This is a genomic window from Pseudomonas sp. GW821-FHT09C08 (assembly GCF_059418125.1).
The window spans coordinates 585,443-606,611 of sequence record NZ_JBWKPG010000005.1 but is presented as its reverse complement, the minus strand read 5'-3'; the positions used below and the strand labels follow the sequence as shown (position 1 = coordinate 606,611).

The 21,169-nt window shown below is 62.7% G+C and carries 13 protein-coding genes; all 13 read left to right on the top strand.

What is annotated here, in order from left to right:
* Positions 1-36 precede the first annotated feature (36 nt).
* The 13 genes from AC07OJ_RS20650 (at position 37) to AC07OJ_RS20590 (ending at position 21,151) form a co-directional block, all read left to right on the top strand.
* The gene (locus AC07OJ_RS20650; RefSeq protein WP_065899519.1) at positions 37-1,533 is read left to right on the top strand and encodes a YdgA family protein; all 1,497 of its coding nucleotides are present in this window, start codon (positions 37-39) and stop codon (positions 1,531-1,533) included.
* 299 nt (positions 1,534-1,832) lie between these two features.
* Positions 1,833-4,313, top strand: coding sequence for a poly-beta-1,6 N-acetyl-D-glucosamine export porin PgaA (gene pgaA, locus AC07OJ_RS20645; protein ID WP_065899520.1), 2,481 nt, complete (start codon positions 1,833-1,835; stop codon positions 4,311-4,313).
* 12 nt (positions 4,314-4,325) lie between these two features.
* On the top strand, positions 4,326-6,323 hold the full coding sequence (gene pgaB / locus AC07OJ_RS20640) for a poly-beta-1,6-N-acetyl-D-glucosamine N-deacetylase PgaB (RefSeq protein WP_495095077.1): 1,998 nt from the start codon (positions 4,326-4,328) through the stop codon (positions 6,321-6,323).
* A 2-nt stretch (positions 6,324-6,325) separates the two neighbouring features.
* On the top strand, positions 6,326-7,666 hold the full coding sequence (gene pgaC, locus AC07OJ_RS20635) for a poly-beta-1,6-N-acetyl-D-glucosamine synthase (protein ID WP_106805496.1): 1,341 nt from the start codon (positions 6,326-6,328) through the stop codon (positions 7,664-7,666).
* Positions 7,667-7,668: 2 nt separating this feature from the next.
* A complete protein-coding gene (pgaD, locus tag AC07OJ_RS20630; protein WP_065899523.1) occupies positions 7,669-8,151 on the top strand; it encodes a poly-beta-1,6-N-acetyl-D-glucosamine biosynthesis protein PgaD in 483 nt (160 codons plus the stop codon).
* A 365-nt stretch (positions 8,152-8,516) separates the two neighbouring features.
* Positions 8,517-10,241: a ShlB/FhaC/HecB family hemolysin secretion/activation protein gene (locus tag AC07OJ_RS20625; protein ID WP_495095076.1), complete on the top strand. Its 1,725-nt coding sequence runs from the start codon at positions 8,517-8,519 to the stop codon at positions 10,239-10,241.
* A 29-nt stretch (positions 10,242-10,270) separates the two neighbouring features.
* A complete protein-coding gene (locus AC07OJ_RS20620) occupies positions 10,271-14,416 on the top strand; it encodes a two-partner secretion domain-containing protein (protein ID WP_495095075.1) in 4,146 nt (1,381 codons plus the stop codon).
* Between the two features lie 2 nt (positions 14,417-14,418).
* Positions 14,419-18,492 carry a hemagglutinin repeat-containing protein gene (locus tag AC07OJ_RS20615; protein WP_495095074.1) on the top strand — a complete coding sequence of 1,358 codons (4,074 nt, stop codon included), beginning with the start codon at positions 14,419-14,421 and terminating at the stop codon, positions 18,490-18,492.
* Positions 18,479-18,697 (top strand): hypothetical protein, encoded by a 219-nt coding sequence (locus tag AC07OJ_RS20610; protein WP_065899526.1) that lies wholly within the window; start codon positions 18,479-18,481, stop codon positions 18,695-18,697. The genes AC07OJ_RS20615 and AC07OJ_RS20610 overlap by 14 nt, the downstream gene beginning before the upstream one ends.
* 93 nt (positions 18,698-18,790) lie before the next feature.
* Entirely contained in the window at positions 18,791-19,579 is a 789-nt protein-coding gene (gene lepB, locus AC07OJ_RS20605; protein WP_213552128.1) for a signal peptidase I, read from the top strand.
* A 28-nt stretch (positions 19,580-19,607) separates the two neighbouring features.
* Positions 19,608-20,087 carry an RDD family protein gene (locus tag AC07OJ_RS20600; protein WP_106805492.1) on the top strand — a complete coding sequence of 160 codons (480 nt, stop codon included), beginning with the start codon at positions 19,608-19,610 and terminating at the stop codon, positions 20,085-20,087.
* Positions 20,088-20,116: 29 nt separating this feature from the next.
* A complete protein-coding gene (locus AC07OJ_RS20595) occupies positions 20,117-20,713 on the top strand; it encodes a hypothetical protein (protein ID WP_495095073.1) in 597 nt (198 codons plus the stop codon).
* A gap of 3 nt (positions 20,714-20,716) precedes the next feature.
* The gene (locus AC07OJ_RS20590; RefSeq protein ID WP_282396738.1) at positions 20,717-21,151 is read left to right on the top strand and encodes an RDD family protein; all 435 of its coding nucleotides are present in this window, start codon (positions 20,717-20,719) and stop codon (positions 21,149-21,151) included.
* The last annotated feature ends 18 nt before the right edge of the window (positions 21,152-21,169 follow it).

The window sequence follows — 21,169 nt, the reverse complement described above, 5'->3', positions numbered from 1 at the left end:
CAGCCCACTTCTCACAGGATTTGATCAGGTCACTTCATGAATAAGCCAGCAGTTGTTCTTTTGGGTTTCGTTGTCGCCGTTGGCGTCGTCAGTGCAGGCGGCGCCTGGTACACCGGTAAGCAGCTGGAGCCCGTGCTGCAAACGGCGGTGCAGGACGCCAACAAGGAACTGCAACGGTCCATGGCCGGCGTCGACGGCAGCGTCGCCCTGGAACTGGTCTCCCTGGACCGTGGCTTGTTCAGCAGCACCGCGCACTACCGCCTCAAGGCGCAAGGCTCGTTCTTCGGCGAGCAGAACCCCAATCCCGAACTGCTGTTTGTCGACCATATCGAGCACGGCCCGCTGCCGTTCTCGCGCCTGGTGTCGCTGAAATGGCTGCCGGTCATGGCCACCAGTCACTACGAACTGGAAAAGAACGCCACCACCGAAAAATGGTTCGCTGCCGCCAAGGACGTGTCGCCGCTCAAGGGCGTGGCCAATATCGGCTACAACCGTTCGGTCAGCGGTAACCTCGAACTGCTGCCCCTGGAGTACAAGGACGAAACGTCCTCGGCAAGCTTCTCCGGCGCCAACCTGGACTTCGACAGCACCGCCGAAGGCAAGAAGGTCAAGGCCGATGGCTACATGAACAGCCTCAAGATCGCCGTGATCGATGCCAATGGCACGCCGTTCGACGCCGAGTTTGCCGGCCTGACCGTCGCCAGCAACCTGGAGAAATCCACCTTCGGCTTCTACACCGGGCAGAACACCGTTGAACTGACCGACAGCAAGCTGACCTTCGGTCCGCAGAAGGCCGTGCTGACCCTCAAGGGCTTCGAGCAGAAAGACACCAGCGAAATCAAAGACAACAGCATGGATGGCCGCGTTGACTACAAGATCGACGAGATCGGCTACCAGGGCAAACCGGTTGGCTCCGCTGCCATGGCCGTGAGCCTGAAGAACATTGACGTGCCGTCGGGCCTGGTGCTGACCAAGCTGTACCAGGACAAGATGCAGCCGGTGCAAGCCGCCGCCGCTGCCGGCCAACCGGTGCCGGAGCTGCAACTGACCGAAGCCGAGCAGACCCTGGCCGAAGCCAACGTCAACCAGTTGCTGGCCGCCAAGCCGCACCTGGCGCTGGAAAACCTGTCATTGAAAACCACCCACGGCGAAAGCAAGCTCAGCCTGGTCGTGGACTTGGCCAAGCCGGCCTCCATGGAACTGCCGCCGATCGAGCTGGGCAAGCAGATGGTGTCCCTGCTGGACGCCAACCTGACCCTGTCCAAGCCAATGATCGCCGACGTGGCCGCCCTGCAAGCGCAGGTAGGTGGCGTGACCGATCCTAAAGCCATCGAGCAGCAATCCCAGATGGCCAGCGAGATGGTCAGCGGCATGGCGGTCGGCACGCAACTGGCGACCCTGGTCGGCAGCGACGTGGTGTCCAAGCTGCACTACGCCAACAATGAAGTGACCTTCAACGGCCAGAAGATGACCGTTGAGCAGTTCATTGGCTTCGTGATGTCCAAAGTCGGTGCGGTGAGCGGCGCGCAGTAAGAATTTCGCCATCACCCCGAAATAAATAATGGGGGAGCGGGGTTGCCTGCGATAAGGGTCAAACGGTCGGCGCGTAGCCTTGCCGTCACCCCCTTATCGCACGCAACTCCGCTCCCCCATTCGCTTTTCAGAATCTGCGGCAATTCTGAACAATTGTTCTGAAATGTCCATTTCGATACAAGCGTCGGGGATAGTTCCTACAGGAAAGCTAGGTCGGGTCACGAGACGCCGACACCCTGAGGCAAATTGCTCAGGACCACCTATCGTTACAGCTTTCCGTGTGTAAGGAAGCTCACGATATGTTGCGAAACCTACCACTCAGTGCCACAGGACGGTTGCGACTGCTCATCGGGGTCGCCTTGTGCAGCCAATTGCTGGTCCCCACCTTCGCCATGGCCGATGCGGCCTATGACGCCCTGATCATTCAGGCGCGCAACGGCAACTTCACTCCCGCCCTCACGCAACTGCGCCAATGGCCCGCCGAGCGCCAGACGCCAGGCCAGATCAGTGACCATCTGGTGATCGCCGGCTGGGCCGGGCAAGACGCTGAAGTGCTGAAGGTGTACGAGGCCCAGGGCGCGAACCGCAACCTGACTTCCCAGGCGCTGGCCACTGTTGCGCGCACCTATCGCAACCAGAAGCAGTGGGCGCAGGCCGAGGCAGTCTATCGCCGTGCGCTGCTGCGTGAACCGAACAATGTCGACCTGCAACTGGGCCTTGCGCTCACCCAGGCCGACGGCGGCCAGGCCAACGAAGCCGTGCAGCGCACCCGCGCGCTGGTGGCGGCCAAGCCGGACGATCCCAACCGCCGCATGGCGCTGGGCTACGCGCTGACCCGTGCCGGTCTCAATTACGACGCGCTGTTTGAATTCGACCAGGCGTTTATCCGCACTGGCGACAAGCCTGAAGTCGCTCGCGAGTACATCGTCGCCCTGCAAAAGGCGCGCTTGCCGGAAGCCGCGCTGCGCCTGTCGGCCAAGCGTCCGGGCCTGCTGGATGATGTCACCCAGCGCCGCCTGGAAGGCGACGTGGCGGCCGAGCGTGTGCGCATGGCCGAGTTCGCCACGCGCACCGAGCAGGAACGCTATGTCATCGCCGACCGGGCGCTGCAGGACTACGACAAGCTGCTCGCTCGCTGGACCCCGGACCCCACTGCGCATGACGACGTCGTGCGCTGGCGCATCGACCGCCTCGGTGCACTCAAGGCCCGTGCGCGCATGGCGCAGGTCATCCGCGAGTACGAAACCCTCAAGAGCGAAGGCGTGCAGTTGCCGACGTATGCCGTGCGCTGGGTCGCCGCCGCCTACCTCGACCAGCGCGAGCCGGAAAAGGCCGAGCCACTCTATCGCCAGGCCATCACGGCGCCGGACGCCGACCCGGCGGACCATGTCGAAGACAGCACCGCGCTGTTCTATGCCTTGCTCGAGAGCGACAAGGTGATGGAAGCGCGCGAGGTCGCCAGCAACCTGGCCGACAGCCAGAACCCACGGGTGGAACTCAAGGGCCTGCCGATCGGCAACCCCAACGACAGCTGGATGGATGCGCAACAACTGTCAGCCCAGGCCGGCACTTACGGCGGCGACCTGCCAGGCAGTGAAGCCGGCCTCGAAGCGCTGGTGGCCAAGGCCCCGGGCAACGTCGGCTTGCGCCTGGCCCAGGCCGATATGTACCGCGCCCGTGAATGGCCGCGTCGGGCCGAGGGCAGCCTCAAGGAAACCGAAGCCCAGGCGCCGCGCGACATCGGCCTGGAAGTGAGCCAGGCCTACACCGCGATGGATCTGCAGGAATGGCGGCAAATGGACGCGCTGACCGATGACGTGCTCGCGCGCAACCCGGACAACCGCCAGGTGCAGCGCCTCAGCCGCCTGCGCGATGTACACGACATGGCCGAGCTGCGTGTCGAGGCCTACACCGGTAAAAGCTACGGCGGTGGCGGCAATGACGACGTGGGCGCGGTCGCGGGCAGCCGCGACTGGGGCATCGAAAGCGTGCTCTACAGCCCGCCCATCAATGAAGATTGGCGCGTGTTCGCCGGCGCCGGTTATGCCACCGCCGACTTCACCGAAGGCACCGGCCAGCACCGTTTCCAGCGGGTTGGCGTGGAGCAGCGCACCCGCGACATGACCCTGGAGGCTGAAGTCTCCAACCATTCCTACGGCTACGGCTCCAAGCAAGGCGCCGCGGTGTCGATCACCCGCGACATCAACGACAACTGGCAATACGGCGGCAGCCTCGGCTACCTGCTGGCCACCACGCCGTTGCGGGCGTTGAACGCCGACGTCACCGCCAACGGCGGCAGCGGCTTTATCCGCTGGCGCGCGAATGAAAGCCGCGAGTGGAAACTGTCCCTGAGCCCGTCCCACTTCAGCGACGGCAACAATCGGCTCGAAGCCTTGCTCACCGGCCGCGAGGGCATCTACAGCTCGCCCCATGTGCAAGTCGACCTGGGCCTGGAGGTTGGCGCCAGCCGCAACACCAAGGACGACACGGTGTACTTCAACCCCAAGTCGGACCTCAGCGTGTTGCCCAGCGTCACCGTCAATCATGTGCTCTATCACCGCTACGAGACCCAGTGGAGTCAGCAGTTCCAGGTCGGTGCGGGTACCTATAGCCAGCGCGACTACTCCACCGGCGGGGTCGGCCTGATCGGCTACGGCCAACGCATCCGCTGGAATGACGTGCTGGAAGCCGGCGCCAACCTGAGCTTGATCAGCCGACCTTATGACGGCGATCGCGAACGCGATCTGCGCCTGCTCGTCGACCTCACTTACCGTTTCTAGAAGAGCCTGACCATGACCGTCCTCAGCCGTTGCTTGTTGGTCCTGGGTGTATTGCTGGCCAGTGCCTGCGCCCAGCAACCCGCGCCTTACACCCCACCCGCCGAGCGGCCGACGCCGCCCAATGAGGCGCCGTGGCCGAAGAATCATTTCCTCGGCATCGCCTACCACGATGTCGAGGATCGCGACCCGGACCAGGCGGTGGTGGCGGTGCGCACCGAGCGGTTGATCGACCAATTGGCCTGGCTGCGCGAGAACGGCTACCAGCCGGTCAGCGTCGACCAGATCCTGGCTGCACGCAGCGGTGGGCGCGAGCTACCGCCCAAGGCCATCCTGCTCAGCTTCGACGACGGTTATTCGAGTTTCTACACCCGCGTGATGCCGATCCTGCGGGCCTATCATTGGCCGGCGATCCTGGCCCCGGTGGGCTATTGGATCGACACGCCGCTGAACAAACCGGTGGACTTCGCCGGCACGCCCCGCGCGCGCTCGGACTTCCTCACCTGGCAGCAGGTGAAGGAGATTTCCCAATCGGGCCTGGTGGAAATCGCCGCGCATACCGACGCCAGCCACACCGGCATCCTGGCCAACCCCCAGGGCAACCTGGAGCCCGCCGCCGCCACACGGCGCTACGATGCCGCTACCGGCAAGTACGAAACCGACGCGCAGTTCCAGGCGCGGATGCGTGCCGACGTGACGGCCATCTCCAACAAGCTGCGCGCCGTCACCGGCAAGGCGCCGCGTGTGTGGGTGTGGCCATATGGCGCCGCCGATGGCACGTCCCTGGCCGTTGTGGGCGAGCAGGGCTACCAGCTGGCCCTGACCCTGGACGACGGCCTCGACGACCTTGCCAACCTCAAGAGCAGCCCGCGCTTTCTGGTGGCGTCCGACCCGGACGGCGAGCACTACGCCAACGCGATTGTCGGCACCGAGACCAAGGCCTCGATGCGCGTGCTGCATGTCGACCTCGACAACGTCTACGACCCTGACCCGGCCCAGGAGGCGCGCAACCTCGACCAGTTGGTGCAGCGCGTGGTGGACATGGGCGTGAGCACCGTGTTCCTGCAAGCATTCGCCGACCCCAAGGGCGACGGCCTGGTGCATTCGCTGTACTTCCCCAACCGCCACCTGCCGGTGCGCCGCGACCTGTTCAACCGCGTGACCTGGCAACTGCGCACCCGTGGTCATGTGGCGATCTTCGCGTGGATGCCGGTGCTCAGTTTTGCCCTCGATCCGGCGTTGCCGCGCGTCACCCGTTGGGACCCGAAGACCGGCCAGCTCGGCCTTGATCCGGACCAGTACAAGCGCCTGTCGCCGTTCGATCCGAAAGTGCGCCAGCAGATCGGCGAGATCTACGAAGACCTGGCGCGCAACACCGCTGTCGACGGCGTGCTGTTCCACGACGATGCGATCCTCTCGGACTTCGAAGACGCCAGCCCGGCGGCGCTCAAGGCCTACGCCGCCAACGGCCTGCCCGACACCATCGCCGCTTTGCGCGCCGACCCGGCCGTGATGCAGCGCTGGACACGTTTCAAGAGTCGCTACCTGATCGACTTCACCCAGGAGCTGACTGCCAAGGTCCGCGCCATCCGTGGGCCGCAGGTGCAGACCGCGCGCAATATCTTCGCCGAGCCGATGCTCAACCCCGGCAGCGAAGCCTGGTTCGCGCAGAACCTCGATGACTTCCTCCAGACCTACGACTGGACCGCGCCCATGGCCATGCCGCTGATGGAAGGCGAAACGCTGAAGAACTCCAATGCCTGGTTGGAAAAATTGGTCGCCACGGTCAAGGCGCGCCCCGGTGCGCTGCAACGGACCGTATTCGAACTGCAAGCCAAGGATTGGCGCACCCAGGCCGCGCCCGATATCGACGGGGCGCAGATGGCACAGTGGATGGGTGTACTCAAACGCCAGGGGGTCACGAGTTTTGGTTATTACCCGGACAACTTCCTGGAAAACTCGCCGGATCTGAAGACAGTGCGTCCGGCCCTTTCCAACCAATGGAACCCTTGACCATGTTCGACAGAATCCTGGCGTTATTCGTGCTGGCACTGGTGTTGGGTGTGCCCTTGGGCCTGATCTTCCTGGTCACCGGGCAGTTCCTGATGGACTTCGTGTTTTTCTACCCGCTGTTCATGTCGGCGCTGTGGATCGCCGGCGGGCTGTATTTCTGGTTGCACTGGGAGCGCCACTGGCCGTGGGAAGAAGACACCCCGGCGCCGGTGCTGGCCGGCAACCCGCTGATCTCGATCATCATCCCTTGCTACAACGAGGGCGATAACGTCGCCGACACCATGGAGGCCGCGCTGGCCCAGGTGTACCCGAATATCGAGGTGATTGCGGTCAACGACGGATCCTCCGACAACACCGCCGCAGTACTGGACGCCCTGGCCTTGCAGCAGCCCCGCCTGCGCGTATTGCACCTGGCGCAGAACCAGGGCAAGGCGGTGGCGTTGCGCATGGGCGCGGTCGCCGCGCGCAGCGAATACCTGGTGTGCATCGATGGCGACGCGTTGCTGGATAAGAATGCGGCGGCCTACATGGTTGCGCCGATGCTCGACAATCCGCGCCTGGGCGCCGTCACCGGCAACCCACGGATTCGCACGCGCTCGACGCTGATCGGGCGGGTGCAGGTGGGCGAGTTCTCGTCGATCATCGGCTTGATCAAGCGCACCCAGCGGGTGTTCGGGCGGATCTTCACGGTGTCGGGTGTGGTGGTGGCGTTTCGCAAGAAAGCGCTGGACCGCATCGACTACTGGAGCACCGACATGATCACCGAGGACATCGATGTCAGTTGGAAGCTGCAGCTCGATCACTGGAGCATCTTCTACGAGCCGCGTGCACTGTGCTGGATCCTCATGCCGGAAACCGTCGGCGGCCTGTGGAAGCAGCGCCTGCGCTGGGCCCAGGGCGGCGCCGAGGTGCTGTTCAAGAATATCCGTGGCATCTGGCAGTGGCGCCATCGCTACCTGTGGCCGTTGCTGTTCGAGTACTGCCTGTCCACCGGATGGGCCTTCACCTTCCTGCTGTCGGTGATCTTCTGGGGCGTGGGTAAATTCATCCCGCTGCCACAGGCGATTACCGTGGACTCCCTGGTGCCGCCGGCGTTTACCGGGCTGGTGCTGGCGATGGTGTGCCTGGTGCAGTTTGCGGTGAGCATCCTGATTGACCGGCGCTACGAGAAAGACCTGTGGAAAACCCTGTTCTGGACCGTGTGGTACCCGATGGTGTTCTGGCTGGTCAGCCTGTTCACCACCTTGGTCAGTTTCCCCAAGGTGCTGTTCAACCAGCACCAGAAGCGCGCCCGCTGGGTCAGCCCGGATCGCGGTATCAAACCCCTTGAAGAGGAGGCGTGAGCATGAAACTGGTCAGAACCCGCCAACGCTCCGTGATGTGGATCATCGATGTGCTGTTGACCCTGATGGCCTGGGCCGGCTTGATCTGGCTACTGGCTCGCGGGATTACCTCGATGCTCGACACCCACGGCGGTCCACGTATCGAGGCGCCGATTTTTGCGGCGCTCAACACCCTGCAGGTTTACCTGTGGATTGCCTTGTTCAACGCCGTGATCCTGATCAGCTGGGCGCGCTACCAGCAACGCCGGGGCCGCAAGTTCGCCCAGCGTCGCGCCGAGGCCAAGGCCCTCACCGACCAGAACCTGAGCGACAGCTTCAGCCTCGGCGAGGGCGACCTGGAGCAACTGCGCCGGCCTGGCGTGCTGGTGATCCACAATGACGACGACGGCGGTGTGGCGGAGGTCAAATCCCATGTCTCGCGGGATGTGGAAAAGCCGGGGCTGACCCTGGTGCCTGGCCAGGATCGCAACAAGGACGCCAGCTAGGATTTACGCTGGAGAGTGTTCCCGCGCAATGTGGGAACGCTCTTGGGTAATACCGATAAGTGGGATCCAATTCACAAAAACGCCGCGAACTTTTCTGCCTTTTCCGGTACTAACTTATCTCGGCAAGAACTTGATGGCCAACTAATGGCAACTTTCAAGTTCTCCGACGAATCGCCATCAAAACTATTGCCGCTTGTCGGAATAATACTGCCAGTCACAGGCTGTATTTCTTTTTGATGATTTTTAGTTGTTATTAATCAATAGGTTAAGTGAGTAACTAGTACGGCTGTGCAACTAATCCAGTTTCTTGGGTTGGCGCAAGTTCGATGTTAGTTTGCCGCCCCTTGATTTTCGACGGATCGAACATGTCTTTGTTATCGCCACGGACTCGGTATTTGCTGTGCACTTTCCTGCTCGCTTATTTGAGTATGAACAGTGCCATGGCCGCCCCTACGCCAGGGGATCAGGACCTGATTCGCGACCGCCAGAACCGCCTTCTCGAAGAGCAGCGCCGGCGCCTGGAAGAACTCCAGGACCTGCCCGGCAAAGACACCAAGGCCCAGGCGCCGGCCACGTCCGTCGATACCCGCTGCTTCCCGATCCAGGACATCGAACTCAAGGGCGCCGACAGCCTGTCCGCCGCCGACCGCACGCGTCTGCTCAAGCCCTATATCGGCCAGTGCCTGGGCGTGGCACAGCTTAATGAACTGCTCAAGGTCATCACCGACTATTACATCGCCAAGGGCCGGGTCACCAGCCGCGCCTACCTGCCGCAACAAGACCTCTCCAGCGGTCACCTCCAGGTGCTGGTGGTGGAAGGCAAGCTCGAAGGCCTGAAGGGCGCCGAGGGCAGCAGCGTGACCGACCGTGAACTGGCCATGGCGTTTCCCGGCAAGGTCGGCGAGGCGCTCAACCTGCGCGAAGTCGAGCAACTGGTGGACCAACTCAGCCGCTTGCCGTCCAAGCAGGCGCAGATGGAATTGACCCCCGGCAGCCAGGTCGGCGGCAGCGAAGTGGTGGTGAAAAACCAGCCGCAAAAGCCCTGGCGCGCCAGCCTGTCGCGCAACAATGACGGGCAGAAAAGCACCGGCGAACAGCAATGGGGCGCGGGCCTGGAGTGGGACAGCCCGCTGGGCCTGGCTGACCAGTTGATAGTGCGCGGCGGCCACGACGCGATCAGCGACCACCAGAAAACCTCGAAAAGCAGCATGCTCTACTACAACCTGCCGTGGGGCTGGTGGAACTTCAGCTATAGCTACAGTGAAAGCGACTACCGCACGCCGGGCGACCTCCAGGGCTACAAATACAAGCAGACGGGCGACAGCCAGAACCACCAGCTGCGCGCCGAGCGCGTAGTGCATCGCGATGACGTGAGCAAGACTTCGGTCAACGTCGGCCTCACTCATTTGCGCACCAACAACTACATCAACGACGAGCGCCTGGGCGTCAGCAGCAACCGTCTCAGTGAGTTCCAGGTCGGCCTCAGCCACGGGCGGCGGATCGCCAGTGCCTTCGTCAACCTGGATGTCGGCATGCAAAACGGCATCGGCGCCTTCGATGCCCAGCGCGACGAACAGCGTCGCGACGGCTTCGGCAACCTCACGCCCACCCCCCGCTACCGTAAATACACGGCCACCGCCAGCTACCTGCAGCCGTTCACGCTGTGGGGCGAGTCGTTCAGTTTCACCAGCCTGGCCACCGGGCAGCGCAGTGAAGATGTGTTGTATCCGTCGCAACGCATGAGCCTGGGCGGTTCCTACTCGGTGCGCGGGTTCAAGGACCAGCAACTGAACGGTGACAGCGGCGGCTACTGGCGCAACGACCTGCGCTGGACCCGTCCGGTCACGGTCGGCTGGCTGCGCCCGGCCTTGCTCGAATACGGTGCCGGTGTCGGTTACGACCAGGGCGTGATTCGCAATGACCGTTACAACGACACCCAGCATGGCCGGGTGTCGAGCAACTCCGTTGAGTTGTTCGCGCGGGGCAAATACGTCAGCACCAGTGTGACGTTTGCCCATTCCCTGGAACGACCTGGCGTGGTGACCGAGCGCGAAGCGCCGATCTACTTCCGCCTGGATTTCTTCCTGTAATTCAACGCCGCTGCCGTGAGATTCTGAATATGGACGTTCGCCCTGTTGTTGCCCTGAAAACCCTGTCCCAGCGTGGCCTGGCCCTGATCCTGGCCAATGCGCTGTTCTGGCAGCCGCTGCTGGCCCAGGCCGACGGCATCGTGGTCAGCGGTCCGGGCACGACCGTCGGCCAGGCGGGCAACGGCGTGCCGGTGGTGAACATCGCCACGCCCAATGGCAGCGGCCTGTCCCATAACCAGTTCCAGGACTACAACGTCGGCCCCAATGGCGTGATCCTCAACAACGCCACGGGCATGGTCCAGAACACGCAACTGGGCGGGATCATCGTCGGTAACCCGAACCTCAAGGGCGGCGCTGCGAATGTCATCCTCAACGAAGTCAACGGCGGCAGCCCCAGCCAGTTGCGCGGCTACACCGAAGTGGCGGGCCAGTCGGCCAAGGTGATCGTCGCCAACCCGTATGGCATCAGCTGCAACGGCTGTGGTTTTATCAACACCCCGAATGTCACCCTGACCACCGGCAAGCCAGTTATCGACAAAGTCGGCCGCCTGGACCATTACCAGGTGGATGGCGGTGCGGTAACCATCGACGGCAAGGGCTTGAACGCGAGCAACGTCGACCATTTCGAGATCATCACCCGTTCGGCCAAGATCAACGCGCAGATCAATGCACGCGAGCTTACGGTGATCGCCGGTCGCAATGACGTCGATGCCAAAAGCCTGAAAACCACCGCGCGCGCCGACGACGGCAGCGCCAAGCCGGAGCTGGCGATCGACTCGTCGGCACTGGGCGGCATGTACGCCGGCGCCATCAAGCTGGTGGGCACCGAGGCCGGCGTCGGCGTGAAGCTCGACGGCACATTGGCCGCCAGCGGCGGCGATATCCAACTCGATGTCAACGGCCACCTGAGCATGGCCCAGGCCGCCTCCAGCGGTGCGGTGGATATCAAGGCGGCAAGCCTGGATGCCCAGGGCCCGGTCTACGCCGGCACCACCCTGAAGGCCAAGACCAAGGGCGAGCTGAAAAACCGCAAGAGCCTCGCTGCCCGTGACAGCATCACCCTCGCGAGCAACGGCAAGCTGACCAACAACGGCATCATCGAAGCCGGGGTCAACGCCGACAACACCCGCAACGCCGGGGGCGACGTCAAGCTCGACAGCCAGCAGATCACCAACACCGGCACCGTAATCGCCAATCGCAGCCTGACCGCGACCGTCGCCCAAGACCTGGATAACCAAGGCGCCAGCATGAGCGCCAAGCAAGCGCTGAACATCACTGCCGGCAGCCTCGATAACCGCAACAAGGGCCAATTGCTCAGCGACGGTACTCAAACCCTCAACGTCAGCGGCCTGCTGGACAACAGCCAGGGCGGCATCATCGACAGCACGGGCGCATTCACCCTGCACGGCAATACCCTGGACAACAGTGCCGGCAACCTCACCGGCGCCAGCACGCTTACCCTGGATTTGCTCGGTGACCTGATCAACCGCAACGGCAAGCTGGCGAGTGTCGGGCCCTTGCTGGTCCAGCGTGCGGCCCACCTCGACAACCAGGGCGGCAAGCTCGCAAGCCAAAGCTTGCTGACGGTGTTCGCCACCAGCATCGACAACCAGAACAGCGGCACCCTGGCCGCCAACGATGGCCTGAGCCTGACCGCCTCCGAAGGCGTGCAGAACGGCACCAACGGCCTGATCCACAGCGAAAAGGCCGGCCTCAGCATTACCGCCGGCACCCTCGATAACAACGGCGGACGCATCGCGGCCAAAGGCGGCGATGCGCTTATCGATGCCACGGATTTCAACAACGGCAGTGGCAACCTGTTCGCCCGTGACCGCGTGCACCTGAGTGGCGTGAATGTGGATAACGGCGGGGAGATCGCCGCCAACCGGGTCGACGTCAGCCTGCGCGGCGCCCTGGTCAACCGTGGCTTGATCGAAAGCGCCACGATCCTGGATGTCGACAGCGCAAGCCTCACCAACAGCGGGCAAATGCGCGCCCTCGGCGTCGTCGGCAAGACCCGCTACGCCATCGGTGGCCTGCTGAACAACAGCGGCAGCCTGGAGACCGCCAACGACCAATTGAGCCTCGCCGCCGGCACCTTCCAGAACACCGGCGGCAAGGTGTTGCACGTCGGCACCGGCGTGCTCGACCTCAGTGGCATCAGCCTCGATGACGTCGGCGGCAGCCTGGTGACCCAGGGCGACTTGACCCTCGACAAGACCCACTGGACCAACAGCACCGCGATTCAGGCCGGGCGCCTGACGGTGAATGTCGACAACCTGCATCAGACCGCCACCGGGCAATTGCTCGGTACCCGCAGCCTGGTCGGCAGCGGCCAGGACTGGACGGTGGGCGGCTCAGTTGCCAGCCAGGGCAGCCTCGACCTGTCGGTAGGCAACCTGCTCAATGAACACGGGTTGATCTTCAGCGGCGGCGACATGAACCTGAAGGTCGACCGCCTGAAAAACCTCGGCGCCAGCATCTACGCCATGGGCAACCTGCGCGTTGACCGCGACGGCCAGGGCGGGCTGGCCACCAGCATCATCAACAGCTCGGGCACCATCGAAAGCGAGCGCAACCTGGTCCTGGCGGCCAGCACAATCGACAACATCCGTACTGTGCTGACCACCGAATCGGGCATCTACAGCGCCTCCATCACCCCTATCGCCTGTGTCGAGGGCGTGACCGGTGGCGACTGCGACGGTGGCAAGCAGAACCGACCGTTCCAGATCACCCAGCGCGATCGTTTCATCGTCAGCGACGCTACGGCGGCGTCCAGCATTACCTCGGGCGCCGACATGCTGCTGACCGGCGGCGACCTGCTCAACAGCAGCAGTAGCATCGCCTCGGGTGGCAACATGACGGTGCGGGTCAACCAATTGACCAACGTCGGTGTGGTGACCCACGACACCCAGTACGACCGCGTGTTTACCTCCGATCGCGAGCGCAAGCCAGAGGGTTGGTACCGCTACGCCGCGGACTTCACTGACCAATATTCCATTGGCGGCACTCGGTACGACGCCAACAACCTCGGCGGCCTGGAAGCGTCGCTGGCGACGTTTATCGGCGCGATGCAGATGGAGAAGCTCCCCCTGCGCAAGACCACCGAACTGGCACCGGTGGACCAGAGCTACGCGGCCGTGATCCAGGCCGGTGGCGCTGTGAATGTGCAGGCCCAGGCGGGTATCGACAACACAGTCGTGCGCGGCGGCTACACCTACGTCGGCAGCGGCGCCAACAGCCATGCGCCGGGCTACTCGACCGAGGTCAGCCTCAACCCGCAGCTGCCGCCGGACGTCGCCCAGCAACAAGTCAACCCGTTGGGGCTGCCAGGCTTCGACCTGCCCACCGGGCAGAACGGCTTGTTCCACCTCAATGACGGCAATGGCGTGAACGGTGTGCCCACCAGCCAGTTCGCGGCCAACCCGCACAAATACCTGATCGAAACCAACCCGCTGCTTACCGACATGCGCCAGTTCATGAGCTCGGACTACATGCTCAGCAAGCTCGGTTACGACCCCGACACCGCGCAACGGCGCCTCGGCGACGGCTTCTACGAACAGCGCCTGATCCAGCAGGCCGTGCTTGCGCGCACCGGCCAGCGTTTCATCGACGGCCAGACCAGCGATGCCGACCTGTTCAAGCACCTGATGGACAACGCCATCAGCAGCAAGGACGCGCTCAGCCTGTCGGTGGGTGTCAGCCTCACCGCCGAACAGGTTGCGGCCCTGACGCACGACATCGTGTGGCTGGAAAACGCTACCGTCGCCGGGCAACAAGTGCTCGTCCCGGTGCTGTACCTGGCCCAGGCCAGCAACCGCCTGGCGCCCAATGGTGCATTGATTACCGGTAGCGACGTCAGCTTGATCAGCGGCAGCCACCTCAATAACGCCGGCACCTTGCGCGCCAACGGCAGCCTGCTGGCCAATGTCGGCAGCAACCTCACCAACAGCGGCTTGATGGAAGCCGGCGGGCGTCTCGACCTGCTCAGCGGCAACAACCTGACCAACCGCGCGGGCGGTGTCATTGCCGGGCGCGACGTCAACCTCGCCGCCGGCGCCGACCTGCTCAACGAGCGCACGGTGACCACCCACGAAAGCGCCAGTGCCTCTATCGCACCGAGCGCAGCGATTTCGTCGACAGCGCCGCGCGCATCGAGTCAGCCAACGCGCTGACCTTGCAGGCCGGGGCCAACCTCAACAACGTCGGTGGTGTGCTCAAGAGCGGCGCGGACACCACCGCGCAAGCCGTGGGCGACGTCAACATCAGCGCCTCGCAAACCCTCGACAGCGGCGCCATCGGCACGCGCTCCAACTACAAGACCATCGCGCAGCAAGGCTCCGTGGTGGAAGCCGGTCGCGACCTGCACGTGGCCGCCGGGCGCGACATCAGCATCGTGGCCAGCCAGGTGCAAGCCACGCGCGATATCAACCTGGTTGCCACCCGCGATTTCAACGCGGAAGCAGCGGCCAATGAGCAGCACTCGACGTTCAACTCGAAAAAGGTCAAGCGCATCGAGGACCACGTCCAGCAAGTCTCCAGCGTGATCAAGGCCGGTGGCGACGCCAGCCTGAGCGCCGGGCAGGACCTGCAACTGGTGGCGAGCCAGGTCAATGCCGGCAGCGAGGCCTACCTGGTGTCGGGTAAAAACCTCAGCCTTAAAACCGCTGAAGACCAGGACTACAGCTTCTACAGCAAGACCAAGAAAACCTCCCAGGGCAAGAAATTCCGCCTCGACGAAACCGACGCCGTGAACAACGTTGGCAGCCTCGTCAGCGCTGGCACTCACAGCACGGTCGTCGCCGGCGAAAACCTGCTATTGGCCGGCAGTGCCGTCACCGCCGAAAAAGGCGCGGCGCACTTGGTTGCCGGGCAGGACGTGAGCATCCTCGCGGTGAGCAATTCGGACAGCGCCCGCCACGAGCGCAAAGAGAGCAAAAGCAGCTGGGGCGGGCTCAAGGCGAGCAAGGTCGAGGACAAGGTCGACGAAAAACGCACCACCGCCTTGGGCAGCATGGTCTCCGGCGAAACCGTCACCGTCGCGGCCAAGCGCGATGCCGTAGTCACCGGCTCCGCGCTGGTCAGCACCGGCGACCTCGCCGTGCAGGCCGGCCGCGACCTGACCATCGATGCGGCGCAGAACACCTTCGCCCGCACCGACATGCACAAGGAAAAAAACCGCGACCTCACCGGTGTGTTGACCGGCAACACGCTGGGCCTGGATGACATCACCGGCAACCAGAAACTCTACATCAACAGCTCGAAGCACAACGGCACCGCCAATGAAATGACCCTGACCGGCAGCACGATTGGCTCCAGTGCAGGCAATGTGTCGCTGACTGCAGGGCGTGAACTGGCGGTGATTGCCAGTGATCTGGTGAGTACCAAAAACATGGCGCTCACCGGTGCGAACGTCAGCATTACGGCCGGCATGGAAACCGCCAGCCAGACCAGCAAGGACAGTTCCAAGAGCCTGGCGGTAGGCCGTGTGATCGCGGGCACCGTGGTCGATACCACTAAAAGTATCCGTGATGCCGCCGAGGCAGCGCGCAGCTCCGACGACCCGCGTCTGAAGGCAGTGAAAATCGCCCAGGCGGCGCTGTCGGTCTACAACCTCAATAACCAGGCGGGCGAGCTCAATAAGCAAAGCACCGGTTTCAAGGACAAGACCGGCGGCTCCGCCGGTAACGGCTCGCTGATCAAGATTGGGACTGAACTGGCCAACACGCGGACCAAAAGCAGCAGTGAATACACAGCCCAGACCGCCCATCAGAGCAGTCTCAATGCGGGTGAAAACCTGCTGATTGTCGCGGCGGGCGACGCGCCGCAGACCTTGGGCGACCTGCTGATCACCGGCAGTTCATTGAAAGCGGGCAACACTCTGTTGTCGGCGAAAAACAACATCCTGCTGCAAAGCGCGCAGAACACCACTGAGCGTAAAAACGATGGCTCGCGCAACCGGACTGCCATCGGCGCCAGCTTCAACATTGGCGAGCAAAACGGCTTCACTCTCGACCTCGGCGCACAAACCGCCAAGAACCTGGGGTCGGGTGGCTCGGTGACGCAGGTCAATACCACCCTGGACACCGGTTCACTGGTGCTGCGCAGCGGCCAGGACACGACCTTGGCGGGTGCGCAGGTACGGGCTGATCGCATTGATGCCGACATCGGCGGCAACCTCAACATCCTGTCGCGACAGGACACCGAGACCTCCAAGAGCAAGCAGGACAGCGCCGGCTTCGGGGCGAGCATCTGTATCCCGCCGTTCTGCTACGGCTCCACCGTGGCGGCGTCGGCGAACCTGGCGGCGTCGAAGATGAACAGCGACTACCAGGCGGTGACCGACCAGAGCGGGTTCTTTGCCGGCAAGGGCGGCTACACCATCGACGTGGCCAAGAACACCACCCTGCAGGGCGCGGTGATTGCCAGCGAAGCCACGGCTGACAGGAATTTACTGCTCACCGATCGTCTGCTGGTCAGCGACATCAAGAACAAGAGCGAGATCGAAAGCAAATCGGCGGGCATGAGTGTGTCCGGTTCCTACGGTGGCGGTGTCGGTACGCTCACACCCGGGGCGCTGTATGGCATGGCGCTGAATGATTCGGACCACAGCCACACCCGCAGTGCCGTGAGTGAAGGCACGATCGTGGTGCGCAACCCGGAAGGCGCGGGCGACCTGATCGGCCTGAACCGCGACACGGCCAATGCCAACCAGCACCTCGACAAGCCTGACCAGAAGGCCATGCAAGAACGCATGGACCTGATCAAAAGCTCGATGGAGTTGACCAAGGGGATCGGCGACGCCATCGCCGCCGCCAGGATCAATGCCGCCAATGACCCCAACAGCGACATCAATAAAGCCACACGGCAGAAGCTGATTGAGGACGGTATCGCTAACCCGACACCGGCGCAGATCAGCCAGCAAGCCCAGAAGGATTATGGCGTCGGCAGCAGCTTCCAGAAGGCCAGCCAGGCCGTGACGGCCGTGGTGCAGGCGGTCATGGGTGGCAGTGTTGGCGGTGCGTTGGCGGGTGCGGCGGCACCGTACCTGGCCCATGAAATCAAGCAGCAGACTGAAGGCGACCCCTACGCCAACCTGATGGCTCACGCAGTGCTGGGTGCGGTGGTGGCGCAAGCCCAGGGTAACTCGGCGTTGTCAGGGGCAGCCGGTGCTGCAACCGGCGAATTTATTGCCCGTCAGCTGTATCCGGGCACCGCGACTGCTGACTTGACCCAGGCGCAAAAGGCAACGGTTTCGGCGCTGTCGAGCTTGGCTGCGGGTGTGGGCGGAGGGCTCGCGGGCGGTGACATGTTCGGCGCTGTCGCCGGCGCTCAAGCAGGACGTAATGCGGTGGAAAATAACTGGCTGAGCGAGACAGAAGCCCGTGCACTTGATAAAGAACTGACAGCCTGTAAAAACGTCAGGGGTGGAGACTGCGCGCCGGTGATAAAGAAATACATCGATATCAGTAATGAAAACAGTAAAAGAATGGCGGGTCGCTGTACGGGCGGGGGATGGACGTGTGTCCCGCGCGAAGAGGAAATCCAGGCAAGTACCAATGTTGCCAGAGATGCCGATCCCTCACAGTTCCGCATGAGTGAAAAGTTGAAGAACCCCGAGGCCATTGCGCTGGTTAATTATCTGAATGGCGCGGACCTCAAGTTTCTGAAGGAAAACATTACCGACTCAGACCGCGTGATGTCGGTTGTCATCGATCCGTTCACGTGGCCTGCCATTTTGATGGGCGGTAAATCCATTCTCACCAATGCAGTGACCAAAGGGCGAGAACAGTTAGTCTCCGTGGGCGTTTCCGCCGGTGTTGGCGCCGGTATCCAATACGTGACGGATGGCAAGGTGACACTGGCGGACGTGATTGGCTCTGGGATAGTCGGGGCCATCACCCCCGGTAAAGGGTACAGCCCTACGGTCACGTGGAATGCAACAGGTAGTTATTATCAGGCTGAAATGAAGGGCGATGATCCGTTCATGGCGGCCTTGGTAGGTAAAGCGGGCGCAACCGTAGGGTTCGGCATTGGTAACATGGTCAAATTACCCTTGGAGAAGGGCCTTAACCCTTTGTCCAAGCAGTACGAGTGGGTACCGGCCGGAATATGGACTATTACAAAGCCCGCCCCGCCAAGCTCCATTCCTTCCATCGCGGGTAATTTGGGTGACTCCACGGCCTCCGGGCTTTTCAACAAAAGCGTTGAGTACTATATGAAGAAAAGAGACCTCAATGAGAAGAAATGAACCCTGGTGGGTCGCCATTTATCTGCCGTGTGCCTTTGCGTTGGCGCTGCTGTTCATGAGTGTGTTCTTCCAGGTGGCGGGGTACTGGTTGAGTGGTGGCGAGGATGTCATCGGACTGGTGAAGGAAAACAGCCTGCTGTACCTGAAAGTGGCCGGGGTTGGATTCATCGCGGGGTGGGTGCTTTGGTTCTTTAATGTGCGCTGATTATCCACGGGCAGCGGAGCGTATCAGGCGGACACTGCGTTAAACTCCGGCCCGTTGTTCGGCTAGGCGCCTTTACCTTTTCAAGGACGATGAATGAAACCCGTAAAACTTTCCCTGCAGGCCTTCCTGATGTCCTGCCTGGTGGCCGGCTGGGGCCTGGTGTATGTCGACCGCATCCAGTGGGGCATCCGCGTCGCGGCGCTGATGTATATCGGCATCGTGCTGCTGGGCCTGTGCGGGCTGATCTCGACGCCGCTCGGTTTGTATGTCCTGTTGGGCTTCATCATCAGCGTCAAGCTTGCCTCGGCGGTCACCGCCGCGGTGCTGGCGCGCCGCTACACCGGCCCGCTGAATGTGCCGCGCAAACGTGTCCACGTGCTCTATGTGGGCGTGCTGGTGGTTGTCACGCTGGTCTTGCTCTCGGTGCTGCGTGCACCGCTGCTGGGCTTCAACACCTACTTCGTACCGACAGCCTCGATGGCGCCCACCGTGTCGATCGGCGACTACATCGTGTCCGACCTGCGTGCGGGGCCACCCAAGGTCGGTGACATCGTGGTGTACCGCTGGAATGGCACCGAAGCGATCAAGCGCGTGGCGGGCGTCGCCGGGGACACCTTGGAAATCGTCAACGGCGAGCTGATCCACAATGGCGAAAACCTCGGGCTGTTCCATGCCCAGGCCGACCGTGTGAAAGGCCCGGAATCGCTGACGCTCGCGCCGGTCAAGGTTGCGCCGGGGCACGTCTACCTGCTGGGCGATAACCGCCACAACAGCAATGACAGCCGCTTCATGGGCCAGGTCGCGGTTGAAGACGTGGTGGGCAAGGTGACCGGCATCTGGTCCTCCAAAGACCGGACGCGGATCGGCACGACATTCCCTTGATACCTTCTTGAAGCTGGAGCAACACCCTATGAATGTCCCGAACACCACCGGACGGGCGACCATCCTGGCCAGCATCGGCCGCCGCCTGGCCGCTCGTATCATTGATTGCGCCATCGCAGTGCTGATCTTTTTCATCGTCAAATCCGGCGCCGACGCGGTGTCTGCCTATGTGCCTGCGATAACGTCCCAGCGTGGCATTCTCTCGGGCTTTTTTGCCGGCTTCGCCTACGTCCTGTTGGCCGATGCATTGCCCAATGGCCAGAGTCTCGGCAAGCGCCTGTTGAGCATTGCCACCGTCGACCGCAAGACCCGCAAGGGCTGTACCCTTTCGCAGTCGCTCACCCGCAATGCCGGGGTGCTGGTGGTGATCGATTGGGTGTGGATCTTCATGGAGTCACGCACGCGCCTGGGGGATATGTTCGCCAAGACCATCGTGGTCCAGACCGGCAACCTGACCACGGTGCGCAGCCTGGCGGACATTTATGACAACGGCACTTCCCGTGGCTGATGGTTATTTAACGGACAAGGACACGTCAGATGATTTACCGAGCTTTTATCCTCCTGTGCCTGGCAACCCTCGCCGGATGCCAGGGCCTTCCCTATCGCGGCGCTGAAGATCAGGCGCGGATCACGGCTGACCTGAAGCTTGCGGCGACGCCCGCCGAGTTCACCAGGTTGCGTTGGGCGTACACGAACTACGGCGTGATGAAGGGCGAGCAGACCGAGGATGCAATCGCCGTGGTGCAGCCGGGCCTGATCACATTGGTGGGCTATGCGGGCGGGCACTATGTGCGTCAGGCCAGCTTTCCCGTGGCCACGGTGGACTGTGCGTACATCTTCGACAGCGAGACCAGTGATCGGCCGATCTGGCTGCTGCAGCAAGACCGTATCGTGTTCCTCACCGTTAGCGACTTCCGTGGCAATGGCGACGTGCTCAAGCGCACGCAATTGGTCAAGGCATTGGCCGCCAACGGCTTCACGCTGCACACCGATGCCCAGGGCCCGGCCTACCGCCCCACCGGCAAGTCGGAACGCCTGTTGGTGCTCAACCCCATCGTCGGCAAGCACATGGAAGACATCGCCGAGAACCAGGCGCACAACGTGTGCCGCCCTCAACCCCTTAAGGATAAATGACTGATGAGCGATTCAGCGTCGGTGGCCGGCAGCGATAACCTGGCCAGCCCGGTCAAGCGGCTGCTGGGCTACCTCATCGATATGGGCGTGGCGTTTGGCTTGCTGTTGTTGAAGACGCCGCTCGGCTATGCCGCCCTGTATGCCCACACGGCGACGAGCCTGATGCTTTTCCAATACGCCAGCTCCGCGCTGACCTTATTGGCGATTGGGTATCTTCTCTTTTGCGATGCGTTGCCCCAGGGCCAGAGCCTGGGCAAGCGCGTGTGCCGCACGGCGGTCGTGGGTTATCCATACCCCACGAACTGCACCGTGGTGCAGTCGTTCCTGCGCAACCTGCCGAAGCTGTTGCTCAGTGTGCTGGACGGTATGTTCGTATTGATGGGACTGCGTCGGCGCCTGGGCGACATGTTGGCCAAGACGGTGGTTATCAATACCTGACGCGGGCGCTCAAGGTGG